This window comes from Bacillus sp. ISL-47 (genome assembly GCF_018613175.1).
GTDB lineage: Bacteria > Bacillota > Bacilli > Bacillales > Cytobacillaceae > Cytobacillus.
In genome coordinates this window covers 70243-86567 of record NZ_JAGGQS010000001.1, presented here as the reverse complement: position 1 = coordinate 86567, position 16325 = coordinate 70243, and the positions used below count along the sequence as shown (strand labels likewise).

At 41.3% G+C, this 16325-nt stretch carries 16 protein-coding genes; 4 read left to right on the top strand and 12 right to left on the bottom strand.

The genetic code is table 11. The annotated features are described in order from the left end of the window. Nucleotides 1-3 precede the first annotated feature (3 nt). Nucleotides 4-1677: a ribonuclease J gene (locus J7I93_RS00465; RefSeq protein ID WP_214722471.1), complete on the top strand. Its 1674-nt coding sequence runs from the start codon at nt 4-6 to the stop codon at nt 1675-1677. Between the two features lie 54 nt (nt 1678-1731). On the opposite strand, the gene J7I93_RS00460 is transcribed toward J7I93_RS00465, so the two are convergent. The 8 genes from J7I93_RS00460 to J7I93_RS00425 all read right to left on the bottom strand — a co-directional run bounded on the left by J7I93_RS00460 (nt 1732) and on the right by J7I93_RS00425 (nt 9277). Next, complete coding sequence (locus tag J7I93_RS00460) at nt 1732-2190, bottom strand: S1 domain-containing RNA-binding protein (protein ID WP_214722470.1); 459 nt, start codon at nt 2188-2190, stop codon at nt 1732-1734. A gap of 467 nt (nt 2191-2657) precedes the next feature. Continuing rightward, on the bottom strand, nt 2658-3623 hold the full coding sequence (locus J7I93_RS00455; protein WP_214722469.1) for a bile acid:sodium symporter family protein: 966 nt from the start codon (nt 3621-3623) through the stop codon (nt 2658-2660). A 135-nt stretch (nt 3624-3758) separates the two neighbouring features. Beyond that, entirely contained in the window at nt 3759-5375 is a 1617-nt protein-coding gene (locus J7I93_RS00450) for an ABC1 kinase family protein (protein ID WP_214722468.1), read from the bottom strand. A 231-nt stretch (nt 5376-5606) separates the two neighbouring features. Next, the gene (locus J7I93_RS00445; RefSeq protein WP_214722467.1) at nt 5607-6179 is read right to left on the bottom strand and encodes a hypothetical protein; all 573 of its coding nucleotides are present in this window, start codon (nt 6177-6179) and stop codon (nt 5607-5609) included. Between the two features lie 311 nt (nt 6180-6490). Then, a complete protein-coding gene (locus J7I93_RS00440; protein ID WP_214722466.1) occupies nt 6491-7249 on the bottom strand; it encodes an alpha/beta hydrolase in 759 nt (252 codons plus the stop codon). 158 nt (nt 7250-7407) lie between these two features. After that, entirely contained in the window at nt 7408-7548 is a 141-nt protein-coding gene (locus J7I93_RS00435) for a hypothetical protein (RefSeq protein ID WP_214722465.1), read from the bottom strand. 536 nt (nt 7549-8084) lie between these two features. Further along, a complete protein-coding gene (locus tag J7I93_RS00430) occupies nt 8085-8897 on the bottom strand; it encodes a hypothetical protein (protein WP_214722464.1) in 813 nt (270 codons plus the stop codon). 35 nt (nt 8898-8932) lie between these two features. Further along, nucleotides 8933-9277 carry an avidin-fold protein gene (locus J7I93_RS00425; protein ID WP_214722463.1) on the bottom strand — a complete coding sequence of 115 codons (345 nt, stop codon included), beginning with the start codon at nt 9275-9277 and terminating at the stop codon, nt 8933-8935. 174 nt (nt 9278-9451) lie between these two features. Between J7I93_RS00425 and J7I93_RS00420 the strand changes: the two genes are divergently transcribed. The 3 genes from J7I93_RS00420 to J7I93_RS00410 are packed head-to-tail and all read left to right on the top strand — an operon-like array spanning nt 9452 to nt 12593. Then, nucleotides 9452-10015, top strand: coding sequence for a biotin transporter BioY (locus J7I93_RS00420; protein WP_214722462.1), 564 nt, complete (start codon nt 9452-9454; stop codon nt 10013-10015). 33 nt (nt 10016-10048) lie between these two features. Continuing rightward, on the top strand, nt 10049-11503 hold the full coding sequence (locus J7I93_RS00415; protein WP_214722461.1) for an AMP-binding protein: 1455 nt from the start codon (nt 10049-10051) through the stop codon (nt 11501-11503). Beyond that, complete coding sequence (locus J7I93_RS00410) at nt 11499-12593, top strand: acetyl-CoA C-acyltransferase (RefSeq protein WP_214722519.1); 1095 nt, start codon at nt 11499-11501, stop codon at nt 12591-12593. Before J7I93_RS00415 ends, J7I93_RS00410 begins: the two co-directional genes overlap by 5 nt. 501 nt (nt 12594-13094) lie before the next feature. Here J7I93_RS00410 and J7I93_RS00405 read toward each other — a convergent pair. The 4 genes from J7I93_RS00405 to J7I93_RS00390 all read right to left on the bottom strand — a co-directional run bounded on the left by J7I93_RS00405 (nt 13095) and on the right by J7I93_RS00390 (nt 16310). Then, nucleotides 13095-14213 (bottom strand): NAD(P)/FAD-dependent oxidoreductase, encoded by a 1119-nt coding sequence (locus tag J7I93_RS00405; RefSeq protein WP_214722460.1) that lies wholly within the window; start codon nt 14211-14213, stop codon nt 13095-13097. Nucleotides 14214-14365: 152 nt separating this feature from the next. Next, nucleotides 14366-14950 carry a DUF6944 family repetitive protein gene (locus tag J7I93_RS00400; protein WP_214722459.1) on the bottom strand — a complete coding sequence of 195 codons (585 nt, stop codon included), beginning with the start codon at nt 14948-14950 and terminating at the stop codon, nt 14366-14368. Between the two features lie 20 nt (nt 14951-14970). Next, the gene (locus J7I93_RS00395; RefSeq protein WP_214722458.1) at nt 14971-15561 is read right to left on the bottom strand and encodes a DUF6944 family repetitive protein; all 591 of its coding nucleotides are present in this window, start codon (nt 15559-15561) and stop codon (nt 14971-14973) included. A gap of 203 nt (nt 15562-15764) precedes the next feature. Further along, nucleotides 15765-16310 carry a GNAT family N-acetyltransferase gene (locus tag J7I93_RS00390; RefSeq protein ID WP_214722457.1) on the bottom strand — a complete coding sequence of 182 codons (546 nt, stop codon included), beginning with the start codon at nt 16308-16310 and terminating at the stop codon, nt 15765-15767. Nucleotides 16311-16325: the final 15 nt, after the last annotated feature.

The window sequence follows — 16325 nt, the reverse complement described above, 5'->3', positions numbered from 1 at the left end:
CATATGAAGTCAAACGGAAAACAATTATCCATATTTTCTCTTGGCGGCATTAATGAAATTGGTAAGAACATGTATGTGATTGAATATGGCGACGATATCATTGTGATTGATGCCGGGGGAAAATTTCCGGATGAAAGCTTGCTGGGAATCGATTTAATTATCCCTGATATTACCTATCTGGAGGAAAACAGGGACAAGATCCGCGCTTTGATCGTTACGCACGGACATGAAGATCATATCGGCGGGGTTCCTTATTTGCTGAAAAAGATTAATATGCCGATTTATGCGACCCGTTTTACGCTTGGTTTGATTGAATTAAAGCTGACAGAGCACCGGCTGATTGGAGATTCAGACCTTGTCAGCATCGATTCAGAATCCAATCTCACCTTTGGCGAAATCGGCGTGAGCTTTTTTAAAGTAAACCATAGCATTCCCGATTGCCTCGGAATTGTTTTTCAAACACCAGAAGGCAGTGTCGTGCACACCGGGGACTTTAAATTTGATTTAACTCCTGTGAATCAGGAGCATTCGGATATTCATAAAATGGCGGAGATTGGCCGAAGTGGCGTCCTGGCTCTTTTATCTGAAAGCACCAATGCGGAGCGGACGGGATCGACACCAACTGAACAGATAGTCGGGGAAAATATTGAAGAGGCCTTCATGAAAGCTCCCCGAAAAATCATCATCTCTACTTTCGCTTCCAATGTGAGCCGTGTTCAGCAGGTGGTAGAAGCTGCGATTAAAACAAACCGCAAGCTGGTGCTGCTTGGCCGCAGTATGGTGAATGTGGTGGATGTGGCCATTGAGCGCGGGTACTTAAATGTTCCCGATGGAATGCTGGTCGACCCTAAAGCAGCCATGCATTTGCCCCCTGAAAAAGTATGTATTCTTTGTACAGGAAGCCAGGGAGAGCCGATGGCTGCGTTATCGCGTCTATCAACTGGAAATTACCGCGATGCAGAGATTCATCCTGAGGATACGGTTATTTTAGCCGCATCTCCTATTCCAGGAAATGAGCGGGATGTTTCGAAAATCATTGATAACCTCTTCCAGCTTGGCGCAAGAGTGATTTACGGTTCCGGAAGCTCTACGGGCATGCACGTTTCAGGCCATGGCTACCAGGAGGATTTAAAGCTGATGCTTACCTTGATGATGCCAAAATATTTTATTCCCATTCACGGGGAATACAGAATGCTGCATCACCACCGTTTGCTGGCGGAGTCTGTGGGCGTGGAAAAAGGCCATACTTTTATCATAAAAAATGGCGATGTTGTTGATATCGTAAACGGAGCTGCCCGGCAAACCCGGAGGATCCCTGCAGGAGATACCTATGTAGATGGTGTGGGGGTTGGAGATATTGGAAGCATTGTGCTGCGCGACCGCAAGCAGCTTTCCGAGGATGGCATGATTGTCATTGTGTTAACGATGAGTAAAAGTGAGCGGAAAATGATTTCGAGGCCTGACACCATTTCGCGCGGCTTCGTGTATGCAAGAGAATCAGAAGACCTGTTAAGAGAAATTAACCGGCTTGTCGAAAAAACAGTGAACGAACTGCCGGAACAGGATAAAAGCCAGTGGAATGTCATCAAGCAAAGCATCAAAAAATCATTGGGCCAGTATTTGTTTACCCAAACAAAACGGAAGCCCATGATCCTGCCTATCATCATAGAAATCTAAACGACAAAGAAGGCAAGCCTGTAAACGGGCTTGCCTTTATCTAAAGGGAGCTGACTAGCCGCGTCTTCCGCCTCGGCCGCCCCGCTTTGATTCAGTGTTGCGCTTCAATGAAGAAATATTTTCTTCACTCGCTTTTAAAAACTTAGCCATCTTATCTTCAAAGCTTTCTTTCGGTTTGAAGTTTCCCTTTGACCGGAAATCTCTGGAACCGCCGCCGCGGCGATCATCTCTTCCCTGGCGCGGAGGGCGCTGTGAATAAGATGAAGTTTGTCCTTCAGGTCTGTCTACTGCTTTTTTGATGGAAAGGGCAATTTTCCCTTCCTTCTCACTAAGCACCTTTACAGTAACCTCGTCGCCTACTTTCAAATGGTCATTTACATCTTTAACATAGCTGTCCGCTACTTCACTGATGTGAACAAGACCTGTTGTACCTCCAGGCAATTCAACGAAAGCTCCAAAATTTGTAATGCCTGTTACTTTTCCTTGTACTTTACTGCCTATTTCGATTGACAAAAAACTTCCCCCTCAGTAATGTTAACAACGACTTATTATAACTTTTTTTCGAGATAATTTCAAATTCCGAAAATAAGCCTATTTGCTTAATAATACTCCATATCTCCTCGATATTCTACCCGCTTAAATTATAGATAAATCATATTTTCGCCCTATTTTTATTCAAAATAACGAAAAAAAGCATATTTGTTCTTCTTTTTGGCATGCAAAATGGCTGTTTTGGATAAAAATCGTTATTTATGTGCTGAAAGCTCCCATTTAATTACAAATAAAAAAATTTTTTATGCGGAAAGCAAGGATTTATGTGCGGATAAAAAAATTTATGTGCGGATAGCACTTTTTTGAGGCCAATACCAAATTTTCTGTGCCGATTTTACTTCTCATCTGTGAACGGAACAAGAGCCAGTTTGCCTGGCTCCTTCCCGCCTTCCCTGCCCCTTAATAGAAAATTGATAGATGATTGCTTATTAAACGGAATGCCCTTCCTGCAGCAGTTCTCTGCTAAAATGCCGCTTGATGATCACACCAAAAAGAGAGGCCAGTACTTGCTGAAATAACATGCCGAGTACGACCGGAACGGCAACGGCCGGCGGAAAATATGTGACCGCCACTACTGCACCTATGCTGATATTCCTCATTCCTCCATTAAATGTGACAGCCACTGTGGTTTCACGGTCATACTTTAACAGATTACCGATCATAAAGGATAGTAAGTAACCCATGAAGGCAACAAAAAAGACAGTGATGGCGATTAGGATTAATTTCAAGTTAACCTCTATTAAATTAGGGGCAACGACTGCTCCGTTAAGCATGACTACAATGGCCATTCCCAGTTTTGAAAATGGGGCGAGACGGCTGCTTAAAATTAAAGCACCCTTCCCTTTCGTAACCTGGTTTAAAATCATACCCAGGAAAGAAGGCAGCACCACCATCCAGAAAAGTCCAGTCATCATCGGTAGCACATCAATGTTTACTGTGGTCTGAAAAAATACCGATAGGGTCAGCGGAACAATAAACGGAGATAAAAAAGTATCTATTAATATGATAGATAACGTTAACGGAATGTTTCCTTTATAAATAGACACCCAAATGAAACTCGAAATTCCTGTTGGAATCGCCATTGCCAGCACCAGGCCGGTAATGGTGTAGGGATCATCTCCAAAGGCCAAGTGACCCGTGCTCCATGCGAAAAGCGGCATCAGGATATGCAGCGTAAAGACGATGAGAAAGAGCGGTTTCGGATGATGAAGTATTTGTTTTAGTGAACTGAAATTGGAGTTTAGACTGCCGGAAAACGTCATAAAAGCAAAAACCCATGGAATGATATAGGAATAATCCTTAAGATACCCAGCCAGCAAAACACCAAAAAACACACTTGTTGGAGTGATCAACGGCATCATTTTTTCCAGTTGTTTATTTAATTTATATAGCACGATGATGACTCCCTTCTTCTCTGCCGATGCCATAAAAAAAGTTTAATGACTTAACTAATTATTTTACCATAATATACAGCTGGATTCATCATGCAAAAAAAGAGCCAGAATACCTGACTCTGGCAAATTCCGCTGTTAACGCCGTTTTTCCGGCATATATTTAAGCCATTTTCCCAACTTATAACTGAACACCCCATAGCCAGCCGCAGCAAATACCGTTACCCCCAACGAAAGCTGCAATATCAGCCCGTCTGTCAAATAGTAGCCCGCACCCGCTCCGGCTGCTCCCAGCATCATTAGTTGAAAAAGCTGCTTCTTGCGATTTTCATAGATTGTAAATTGAAACGCTCTTCTCTGCTCGATTTCCTTCAGCTGCTCCATTTTTCGCGGTGCGTCTAAAAATTCTGCAGCAGTGTGAAAAAATTTAAATAGTGGCTGCGACTGAATAACCCTCCAAATAAAGGACCATTTGTTTCCCTGTGTATTCAGCCATTCCATGAAGACAGGTTTCCCTGAATGAAGCAGTTCTTCCTCCGGTGCGAGATTTCGAACAATTCCTTCGATCGTGATAAAAGAACGTCCGAGGAAAACAAATCGGGTTGGCACTTGGACCGGAAGTGCAGCAATTAAATCATTTAGTTCCAATTTTAGTGCAACTAAGTCCATCTCTTTTAATTGGGCAGAATCAAATGCCGTCCATTCAGCCAAAAGTTTTTCAATCGTTCCTGTATTTGCTTCAGGCAGCAAGAATCCTAATTGGGATAAGCACTCGACAGCTTTAGAATGGTTCTTGGCGAGAAAGCTTTCGATCAAGCTTTGAAAAGCCGCAGCATCCTTTTTGGAGATTTCACCTGCCATTCCAAAATCAAGGAGAACAATGCGCCCCTCCCTTGATACAAGGACATTGCCTGGATGTGGATCGGCATGAAACATACCGGGCTCAAGCCATTGCGGCAGAAACACTTCCAGGAGACGGCGTGCCAAACCCTGCCGTGATATCTCCAGCTGTTCTACTGCGTGTTGATCCATGAGCCTTTTTCCTTCCACCCATTCCATTACAAGCACTTTGGACGTGCATAATTCAGGATAAACGGCAGGAATCCTTACAATATCCCTGTCTTTATAGCGTTCCTTAAAATAAAGGAGCGTTTCTTTTTCCTTTGTAAAATCAAGCTCCCGCTCAATGACCTGCTTTAACTCCTGAAACAGCATCTTCAGATTTATAAACCCTTTTGGAATCGGTACAAAATGATCTGCAAACCAAATCAGTATGCTTAAAGTCCGAAAGTCTGTCTGCACGATTGATTGAATCTCCGGACGCTGAACCTTGATGGCTACAGCTGAACCATCCTGCAGAACCCCTTTATAAACCTCTCCAATCGAAGCTGATGCAATGGCATCTTTTTCGATGGCCAGCACCTTCCTGGAAAGCTCTGATCCCCATTCATTGTTCAAAATCCCGTGGATCTTGCTCCATTCAGAAGCTGGCACCTGATCTGTCAGATCTTGAATTTCCTTAATAAATGCATCTGGAAGCAGGTCAGAACGAATACTAATGAACTGGCCAACCTTAATAAGCAGCCCTTCCAATTCGAAAAGCGTATGCCGAACTCTTTTCCCAATGCTGGACCACAGCTGTTCCCATTGTGTCTCAGGCTTCCGTGTCCACTTATACCAATAAATTTGCACAAAAATACGGAATGCCAAAGAAAGCACTTTATACATGCGAGACAATTTATTCTTCGTTTTCATCCGATCATCTCATTCCCCGTAAATGATGAGTGTTATATTCTGCAAAAACGTGATTTATTCCTTTATACGAAGGTACGGGTATTAAGTTTCAAATCTAATCCAGCCTTGATAGTGGATTTAGGCAGCTTAAAAAGCTTTATCTATCTTATAAATCCGTCCCCAAAAGGATTTATCCGTGCTTTTGATCTTTCTATAGAAAAAAACATGCCCTTATAATAGGACAAGCTATTATTAATACCCCGACATGACATAAACTATGGTAAATATAAATAGGATGATTCCAAATAAACTGCCTATCACAATGCTCTTAAGATTCATTTTCCTGGTATATCCCTTAAAATCAGATTTGGCTCGGGCATCATCCACCTTCCGGCTATGCAGAATATAGCTTATGTTCATGACCACCAGCATGCCTGCAGCAAGAAAAAATAGATAAGTAAGATCAAATTTAACAAATTCACCTGTTCGATTCAGAACGTATGCATTAAAAAATAGTAAGACACTCATGATAAAACTCCAAATACTCCTAGACTTCCGCTGTTTTTCCCATTCACTGCCCATTCTTTCTTTTTCGTATATGGCAATCTGCTCAACGACTGAAAAGAAGGATTTAGTGGAATTGCGTTTTACCCATCCCACAATAGCTTGAATCAATATGATAACTCCGAGGAAAAGAAACATTTGGGTGAATGTGATATCTATGAAACTCGTTACAAAGTAACCAATTGTTAAGAAAAACAGCAGGGATCCATTTAAAAAGTGGATCTGCTTGATTCTCAGACTCTTTGATTCAGATACATTCATAAGCCATCCCTCCCTCTGTTAAAAAAATAAATAATGGAGCTTGCCATTTTCAGCCCGATTTTATCAGGAACAATATAGTATTATTTTACAATTAAGAAAGGAATGAATGCTACCCTGAATACCAGATCCGCCATATTCAACAAACTCCCATCTCGAGCTGGTTATTCACACGCTGATTAAATTCAAACAGAGCGGTGAGGATATTTAGAAAAGCAAATCCGTCTCAGTGACCGATATTATATAAAGTTCATCTGTACGATTAATTTTCACCTACAAAAAAAGCCTGCCATAAAAAGGACAAGCCGGTTGCTTTAAGTAAAAACTTCTATTCGCATTTTCTGAATATACTTGTGCGTCTTTTCAATAATTTTCTCCTTATCATAATCCATTGATGCAACATGATAGGAGTTGTGAAGCGGTACAACTTCCTTCTGATCAGATCCAATATGCTCAGCAATGTAATCCGTACATGCTGCAGGAACCACATGATCTTCAATGGATTTAAAGCAAAGCACCGGATTTTTAATAGCGGGCAAAATGGCGGAGGTTTTTGCCATTATCTCCTGCAATTCATGAATCGAGCGAATGGAAACTTTCCCGTACGTTACTTCCTTTACCCCTTCACGTTTAATATCAGGTGTTCCCTCATTTAGATATCGCGGACTTGTCTTTCCAATAAGATCGTCATAGGAGGGTACTTTTAAGGCAGCATTTATTAATACCAGGCCCTTTATTTCAGGATATTTTTTCGCCAGCCAAAGGGCAAGGGCACCGCCCATCGATTGTCCCGCTACATAGACAGCTGAACACCGTTCTTTTAAAAATAGATAACCCTTTTCCATTTCAGCAAACCATTCCTGATGGGTCGTCTTTTCCATATCCTTATAATGGGTGCCATGGCCTTTAAGCCTTGGGGCAAAAACCGAATACCCAAGCTTTGCAAATGACTCTCCTAAATAACGGACACTCTGGGGAGTCCCAAGAAAACCATGTGTGAGTAAGAGACCGACCTCATTGCCTTCTAAATAAAATGACTCCGCACCGTCCATAACTGGGTAAAATTCTCTCATCACATTGTTCCTCCCTCAAAAAAATTATTAGATACATTATATTACCTACTATTCCGACCTGTCAACTTGTATTTATATTAAAAAAATTGTACCGCCAACACTTCCTTTGGCGATACAAAAGGGTAAAAACGAATTGAGCTCGCTAACTACCTAAAGAGTTATTGTCCTTGTGCACCATTAGAGGTCACTCTTCGTACATGATCCTCTTCAAAGTTGTTTTTTCTGGCAGCTTCCACTTTGTCTTCTACTAATTTCTTCTGGTCCACTTGACCTGATGGTGTATTATTTTTCTTTGACACGGAAAAAACCCCCTCTATCGTTTTTTTATTACCCACTTATTTTGATTTATTTTGTTGAAAAATAAACATGAATTAAATTAAGGCTGTTTTCGCAAACTTTGTTGCTATAATAAGAGATTAACGGTTGATTTCCGCTCCAGGATGCTCGCTTTCCGCGGGGCGGGCGGTGAGTCTCCTCGGCGCGCAGCACCTGTGGGGTCTCACCTGTCCCACTCCTCCCGCTGGAGTCTCGCACCTTCCGCTCCAATCAACCAACCTTGGTTATCTCTTATCCCCCTGTTCAAAACAACAATCTTTTAGAAAAGAGCCTTCATAAAAAAACCTGCCCTAAACTGGACAGGTTTTCAAATCGCCTTCGATCCCTTCATATTAAAAGGTTTAACATAATATTCCTTGATTTCTTGCCTATACTACTAAGGAACAATTGCTTACAATCAATAGAAAGGCATTGTTTGTTAATGCTCTTTGCAGATTATCAATGATAAAAGCACCATATTTCTCTTTTGTTCTAAAATACGGTGTCCATCTGATCTTATTTATTCATAAAATACAGCTTCACTGATTTCCAAAAAGTCTTCAATTATTTTCAATACCTCTATAATTTTTATCCAAGCTAGTCCATTCCCCAATTCATTTGCATGAGCGAGTTCATCCCGCAAGCTGCGGATTTCTTTTGCAATCGTTCTTCCGGCTGTCTTGGATGGAACAGAGAAAATGGTTCTTAATTTCTCATCCTCCACGAATACTAAATCAAGCTTATCGCTAATCTGCAAACATTCGACCAAATTTAAGTCCTCATTCTTCTCCACTTTGTTCTTATAAAGCTCCACGGCTTTTTCCAATCTTCCCGGGCTTATAAGCTTTTTCCAGCTCTGACCAGGATAGTGAATAGTAATGATTTCACCAAGCTTCATTTCCAATAAAGTAATATAGCCAAAAATAATCATTCTTACGGGCGCTTTTTGCAAATCAGAATACGTAACAAGCTTGGTTACCCTGGCTTTCTCAAGGATGAAAACACGTCTGCTGTTCTTTAATATATGAAGCAGATGAATGAGAGGCGTAGAATCAGAAATCAGATCCTTTGAGGTAAAGCTTTTCATATATTCCTTTACAGGGCCGGCCGACAATGTATCACGTTCAATAAAGCCGGCGATCTCATTGCCTCTTTTTACACCCAGTACATCAAAATGAGTTCTGAACATTTCTTCCTTAATGGAGATGGCATCATCTTCCTCTTCACAAAACTGTATAGATTCTGCAATGCTGCTTACAGTGATGTTTGTCTCAAATAGATCCTTTAAGCTTTTGTATGAACTGAATTGAGCTGCTTGAAATAGGTTATTCATCTTACCCCTGCCTTTCTGTTATAAGCTGGACCCTTTTAATTGACCGTTTCTTCAATAACGGAACTTCCTTCAGCAGCGTCAGCATCTAACCATTGCCACTTCTCGTACAGTCTAATTCGCCCGTCTGGTAGAACTTCAGGGGCAGAAATGCATTTTCCGCCTCTAATTTCATGCTTGTTGTTCACGTGGTTGTATCTAAACTCAAGGCAGCCATCCTCTTTTGCGATGCCAATCAAAGTACCTTGGATAATATCGCCCCCACTATAAGTTGCTGAGATAATCTGTCCTTCTTGTTTATAAGTAAAAAAAGTCTTGGAAGATACTTCTCCATTAGCTGTATTTTCTATAGAAACAAATTTTCGGCCATTGTAATTGATCATTTTTATTTTCCTTTCTCCCGCTAAATTTTACTAAATTATATCATTTTTTAAAGAATTTTAACCGCCTGTACCTTTTGGATTATAGTAAACTCATTTTTTTATCAGGTTGACAATTAGTTGTGTTAACCATAAAATAAAAACAGTTAACCTACTATTCTGAATGGGAGAGGTATTATGAAAGTTAAAGAGATTACATATGTAGCTTTATTTGCAGCTGTGATGGGAGCGCTTGGTCTGGTTCCGCCGATCATGCTATCATTCACACCCGTTCCGATTACATTGCAAACACTGGGCGTGCTTTTGGCAGGAGGTATTCTAGGCGCCAGACTCGGCGGGATCAGCATGGCTGTCTTTCTTCTGCTTGTGGCTGTTGGCGCTCCGCTGTTATCAGGCGGCCGCGGTGGAATTGGTGTTTTCTTTGGTCCAAGTGCCGGCTATTTAATTGCCTATCCGCTAACTGCATACTGTGTAGGATATTTGCTGACGCGCTTCCGTACGTTAAAATTGAAGAATGTGTTGCTAGTTAACCTGACTGTCGGCATTTTCCTTATCTATGTTTTTGGGATTCCTGTACAAGCATTCATGATGAATATTCCGGTGCTTGATGCTGTAAAACTGAGCCTCGTTTACATTCCAGGTGATGTGTTAAAAGCGACACTCGCATCCCTGCTAGTGTATAGACTGCAAAAGCATCCAGTCATTAACAAGCAATTTTCAAAATCTTTAGAGACACTATAAGTGTCTCTTTTTCATAAGGAGAGGAAAAGATCTTTGGCAAACATCACATCTTCAATGAAAGAATTTGCACAGCAATTCCCGGAAAAAACGGCGATCAACACGAAAAACCAAACACTCACCTATAGAGATTGGCATATGCTAGTATCCAAAACGGCTAACTGGCTTTACTCCTTTTCCTTTGCAAAGAAAACAATCAGCTTTCTTTTGCCAAATGGGATTCCGTTCTTGCAGTTATTCGCCGGGGCTTCCATGGCTGGCTGGACAGCGGTGCCTTTCGATATTAAATGGAAGACTGCAGAACTGGAAAAACGATTGGCGATTTCGTGCCCTTCCATAGTGGTAACAACCAGGGACTTTTACCATCAGGTTGCACACCTGCACCCGTTTGTCCTGATTTGGGAGGATTGCCTGGAGGAACTCAGCAAAAAATCTCCTGCTTTGCATACTCCAAAAGATGATAACACCCCTTTTTATATGGGCTTTACTTCTGGAACTACGGGAGATCCAAAAGCGTTTATCCGCTCCCATAAATCCTGGGCTGCCAGCTTCCTTGTGAATCAGCATGATTTTAAAATGAACGAAGAGGAACACGTCCTGATACCAGGCTCTCTCATACACTCTCACTTTCTGTATGGAGCAATCAGCACGCTTTGTACAGGCGGAACTGTTCATCTGCTTGAAAAATTCCATGCAGCACAGACACTATTACTGATTGAAGAGAGGGAAATCACAGCACTTTATGTGGTTCCTACCATGATTGCCGCCATTTTAAAAGAAGATAGAGTAATAGAAAAGCCAATTAAGATCATCTCCTCCGGTGCGAAGTGGGATAAAAATTCCAAGCAAGCCATCGGCAATGTTTTCGATCAATTGACGATGATTGAATTTTACGGTGCCAGCGAACTCAGTTATGTAACCTATTTAACAGACGATCATAAAGCTGAATCAGTCGGCAAGCCCTGCCACGGAGTCGAAATTGAAATAAGAGGCGCAAGCGAAAAGCTGGAACCCTATGAAATTGGCAAAATATTTGTAAGAAGTGACCTGATTTTCGACGGTTATCTCCATCCGGAAACAAAGACGGCCCAAACCATACAGGATGAAGAGGGCTGGGCAACGGTTGATGATATGGGTTATCTGGATGAAGAAGGCTATCTATACATTAGCGGCCGGGAAAAAAATATGATTTTGTACGGAGCCATTAATATTTTTCCGGAAGAAATAGAAAAAGTACTTGCACAGCACCCCTCTGTTGAAGAAGTGGCCGTCATAGGTCTCTTCGACCCTTACTGGGGACAAATTCCAGCAGCTGTTATAAAAGGGAAAGCTTCCACTCTTGAGTTAAAAAGGTTATGCAAAAACCATTTAGCAGCCTATAAACTCCCGCGCAAATGGTTTTTCGTGGATGAAATGCCCTACACAACAAGCGGAAAAATTGCGCGAGCCAAGCTTAAGGACTCGATTGAAAGCAAGGTGATTACCCATTAAGAGAGCCGTCATTGTAAAAGCAAAAAGAACGCCGATTGGAAAAATCAACGGTATATTCAAGGGCTGCCAGCCACATGAGCTGGCTGCACCTCTTCTGAAACATTTAGCACAAGGGCTGGAAGAAAAAATAAATGACGTCATTTTAGGAAACGTAGTCGGCCCGGGAGGAAATATTGCCAGACTATCTGCGCTGCAGGCAGGACTGCCGGTTTCTGTTCCCGGTTTGACATTGGACCGCCAATGCAGTGCAGGGCTTGAAGCCATCCGAATGGCGTGCTATTACATACAGGGAGGCGCCGGTACATGCTACATCGCCGGCGGAACTGAAAGCACAAGCACCTCCCCATATCCTTCCAGGTCCCGTTTTTCTCCTGATCAAATCGGTGATCCCGACATGGGTGTGGCTGCAGAATACGTAGCAGAAAAATATAGAGCCTCCAGAGAATCTCAGGATGAATATGCACTCTTAACTTATGAACGGAGCTGGGATGCTTTTGAACAAGGGCAGCTTGCCGAGGAGATCTGCCCTATAGAAAATTTCATCCTGGATGAGGAGTTTTACAAGAAAAGGAAGATGGAAGCACTGATAAAAAGAGCAAAGCCCATTTTCAAGAAAGACGGTACAGTTACCGCCGCCAATAGCTGTGGAATCCATGATGGTGCCTCAGCTGTTCTGGTCATGGAGGAAGAAGCCGCACGAAGACATGGGTTAAAACCTATTTTACGGTTTGCAGACAGTGAAGTCGCAGGTGTACATCCCCATTACCCGGGATCTGCACCTGTCCCTGCGATACAAGCTATTTTAGAGAGAAATTACTTAACTATCGATGATATTGATTTGATCGAAATCAACGAAGCCTTCGCATCAAAAATCGTTGCGTGCTCAAGCGAGCTTTCAATTTCATATGAAAAGCTAAATGTAAACGGAGGCGCTTTAACAATTGGCCATCCTTATGGGGCTTCAGGTGCCATTATGGTCACTAGATTGTTCTATGAGATTCAAAGGAGAAAATCAGCAAAATACGTACTTGCTGCAATTGGCAGCGGGGGCGGAATTGGTGTGGCTTTGTTGTTTGAAGTGGCAGATTGAACACGAACGAATACATTACCTGACACTTTTCAAAAAACTGTAACAGCTATTTAACCAGGAATAAAAGCTTTAACGTCAAAACGTTATGGCTTTTTTCCTGGTTTTTATCTTGTCATTAAAATGGCCTGTCTCTTGTTATATTGTTTGAAGGGGAAATAATATTGAAAGCAGCCTTCAAACTGGATTAACAGGCCGCTTTCGCAGATGGAATAATTTAATTAAATTGTGAACTTTACGAAGAAACCATTCAAACTTGCGAACAAATTCGGGAATTTGCGAAGAAATCATAAAAACTAGCGAATAAATCTCGGCAGGCTTTCAATTTTAACTAGCGCTTTGTTTTCTAAGCAAAAGGCTTACTCTCTGCACATTAAAGTGCGCATTAAGACAAAATAGCACAATATTAGCAACTGCTAGCACTATGCTATTCGACAGATATCATCCTCCATCAACAAGATATCACGTATTCTTGCCTATATCGCACCATTCGATCCTCCGGCGTTAGCTATACTTAAACATATAGTATTTTTCAAACGCTCGTTTCAACAGATGCGGGAAAATACCGCTTATGGTTCCTTTTAAAATCCCATTATCGTTTAGTTTATTTAAGATAAGCATAGCACCTTCATTTCCAAGCTCTGTTAAAAAGAGCTGTTCATGCTGATAGGATAGCAATGGTTCATGATTTAATTGTTTAACAATATTTTCTGCAGCAAGTATGCCTTGCTGTTCAGCAGCCCTTCCAGTTTTTGCACCCTTTATATCATTTGCATCGCCTACAACAAAAACATTGTCCCATTGAACGGACTGAAGGGTTTCCTTTACAGGGAGAATTCCATGATCATGCTTGAACCCTTTGGATGAAAAGACGAACTCTTTCCCTTTATAGGGCGGAAGTATGTGAGTAAAAGAATAAGGCAGATGTTTCCCATTATTCAAATATACGTGGCCCCCTCTGATCTTCTTAACAGAAACATCGCAATACCACTTGATTTGTTTTTTAGCCATCAACTCTTCAATCCTTGCTGTTCCCTTTTTGCCTTTTCCTTCAAATAACTTCTTTTCATATGTAAAAAACGTAATCGGGCATTTAATATCCTGCTTATTTAAAAAAGCATCTAACTCAAAGAGAAACTCATAGGCAATCCCTTGGTTAGGGTTCCCTTGCGCAATGCCTATAACAATGGGTTCATTCTCTGTAAGCTCTTCTACCTTTTTTCTGGTCTTAAGAGCAGATGAAATCGTATAAACAGAGGAACTCTCGCCTTCTAAACCTTTTATTCTCCTCCAATCAGGAGAAGCGCCTGAAGCAAGAATTAAGAAATCGTAATGAATTATCTCGCCATTCTTACATAAAATATAATTTTTTTTTGGCTTAATGGCTTGTACACGATTTTCTATAAACGTTATATCCATCTTTTCAAACGTTGGGCGGAGCGGGAAGGTGAACCTGTCAATAGAGTGTTTATGAAATGGCAGCCATATCAGGGATGGGCGAAAAACAAATTGAGGGTTGTCAGAAATTATGAGGATTTCATGTTGAGAAGGATTTAACTTTTTTTGAAGCGTCACTGCTGCATTAAGCCCTCCAAAACCGGCTCCAATTATAACAATTCGCAAAAGAATCACTTCCAGCTTTTTATATAGAAACAGTTGAGGTATTTGAATGCCTTTGAATCCAGAAATATTAATTCACATGTTCGTTCAAGTTTTATTATGAACATCTTCCAGAATAAGTATGACGCCTAATTGAAAAAGTCATATCGGTTGAATTAATCAGCATCTCTTTTGTTTATGGCATAAGCCCCAATAGATGCCCCAATAAATTCTAACCAGCCGCCGGTCGCAAGGAAAAGCCTTTTGTGTAAGCTCATCTCATCTCTGATAAGAATACCCGCCGAATCAAGCATGGTTGCAATCGAAATGAGACTGCTTCCAAGCACCTCAAGATTATTAAAATAATCGCCTTCCCTGTTTGCTGCCCCCTCTGCCTCCAATGCTGCTCCGATTGATTGGACAGAGCTCCCTAATGCATTAATTCTGGTTGCCGAAGCAGAAGGGTTAACGATCTCTAAATTGACTGCAGCACTGTTCATTGTATTCCCGCCTGCTTGGATAAAAGAGCCAATGATACCATAAAAATGTGATTCCTCTTCTGTATTCTCAGTTAATTTTATTCTCCCAAAGCCTTGAAGGCTGTTTCCCAGTGCTTGCACTGCATTCCCATCACGTATTAACTTTTTATTGAAATCATTTAAATCAGAACCTTGCACCGTTTCTCCTAGTGCTGATATGAGGGTGCCTATAACCAAAAAATAAGAGCCAATTGAAAGGTATTCTTCTCCCTTAAAATCCATGTAACTCTCCTTTCATATGGCTAAGGTACTGATGGCGCATCCTTTTCTTGACTTTCTTCCTTAAGCTGGCCAATGACGGATAAAACAGATCCGACTGCCTGAATCCAGCTCCCGATAATAATCACTTGATCAGCGCTTCCTCCTGAATCGTCAGTCCGCTTTTCCCTGAGATTTATCGTACCGCCAATCGCTTGAAGTGAATTTCCGATCGATTGAAGTAAATTTCCATATATATTATAGAGCTGCCCAGCAGCAGTCGGATCTTCAAACTCATCACCCAGGGCAACCGCCCCGCCCAGGGCTTGAAGCCAATTACCCGTAATGACTAACTTCTCTTCATTCTCATCCTCTAAATTCAAAACTAATCCCGCAATCACTGTACTATTTCCTGCAGCCTGTATTTCATTGCCGAGTTTCTCAAGAGATGGCTCACCTTGCCCGCTTGCTTCAAGTGCGTTTCCTGTGGCTTGCAGAGTGTTCCCAACGATATCCAGCCCTTTAAAAAAGTCCACAATTCTTACTGACTGAGCTGGGGTGCTTGCGATAGCTGAAAGGATTGTGCCTATCGCAGCAATAACGGAACCAACTATCTCTTGTATTTGATTATCCATAACATACTCCTTAGTTTTGTATGTTAAATTATATTCAAGACCGTTACGCGCCGATACGAACGGAAAAACCATAATCAACACAATCGTTATTCGCTGTCATAATATTGATCCATATAGAGGGAGTTCCAACCTTGGAAAAATGAAAGGAATTATACCAGTAAATGCAATGAAAAAAGCTGCTTATGGCAGCTCTTAGATTTTCATTATTCAATCAACCTTCCCATTAAAATCGTATGATAATAATTTCCATCAGAAAGCTTCTTATCATTTTTTAAAATGCCTTCAACCTCAAAACCCAATTTTTTATAAAGCTTAATAGCCTTATCATTTGTTTCGAGAACATTCAAAGTCATCTTCTTCGTTTCATTTGAGTCTGCCCAATGAATAGATTCTTTTAAAAGGTTCTTGCCAATCCCGTAACCCCAGAATTCTTTTAATACACAAACGCCAAATTCCACTTTATGCGCACTTCTTTTTAGCCTGCTCCCTTCACATCTTGAAAAACCTGCAATTCTTCCATCCGCTTCAGCAACCAGAAATAGATTCACATTACTCTCTGTATCAGCATTGATGATCTGTTTAAAACCTGCTTCATCTATGTATGCCTCGCCTGCTTCTCTGTCCATGTTTTCCGTTTCCCCATCGATTTGCACCCTTACTTCAGATAAACTCTGGGCATCTTCCTGAGTGGCAGACCTTATCTTGTAATGCAGATTATGAATATAGTATTCTTTTTCATTTATGATCATTTTAATTCCCTTTCC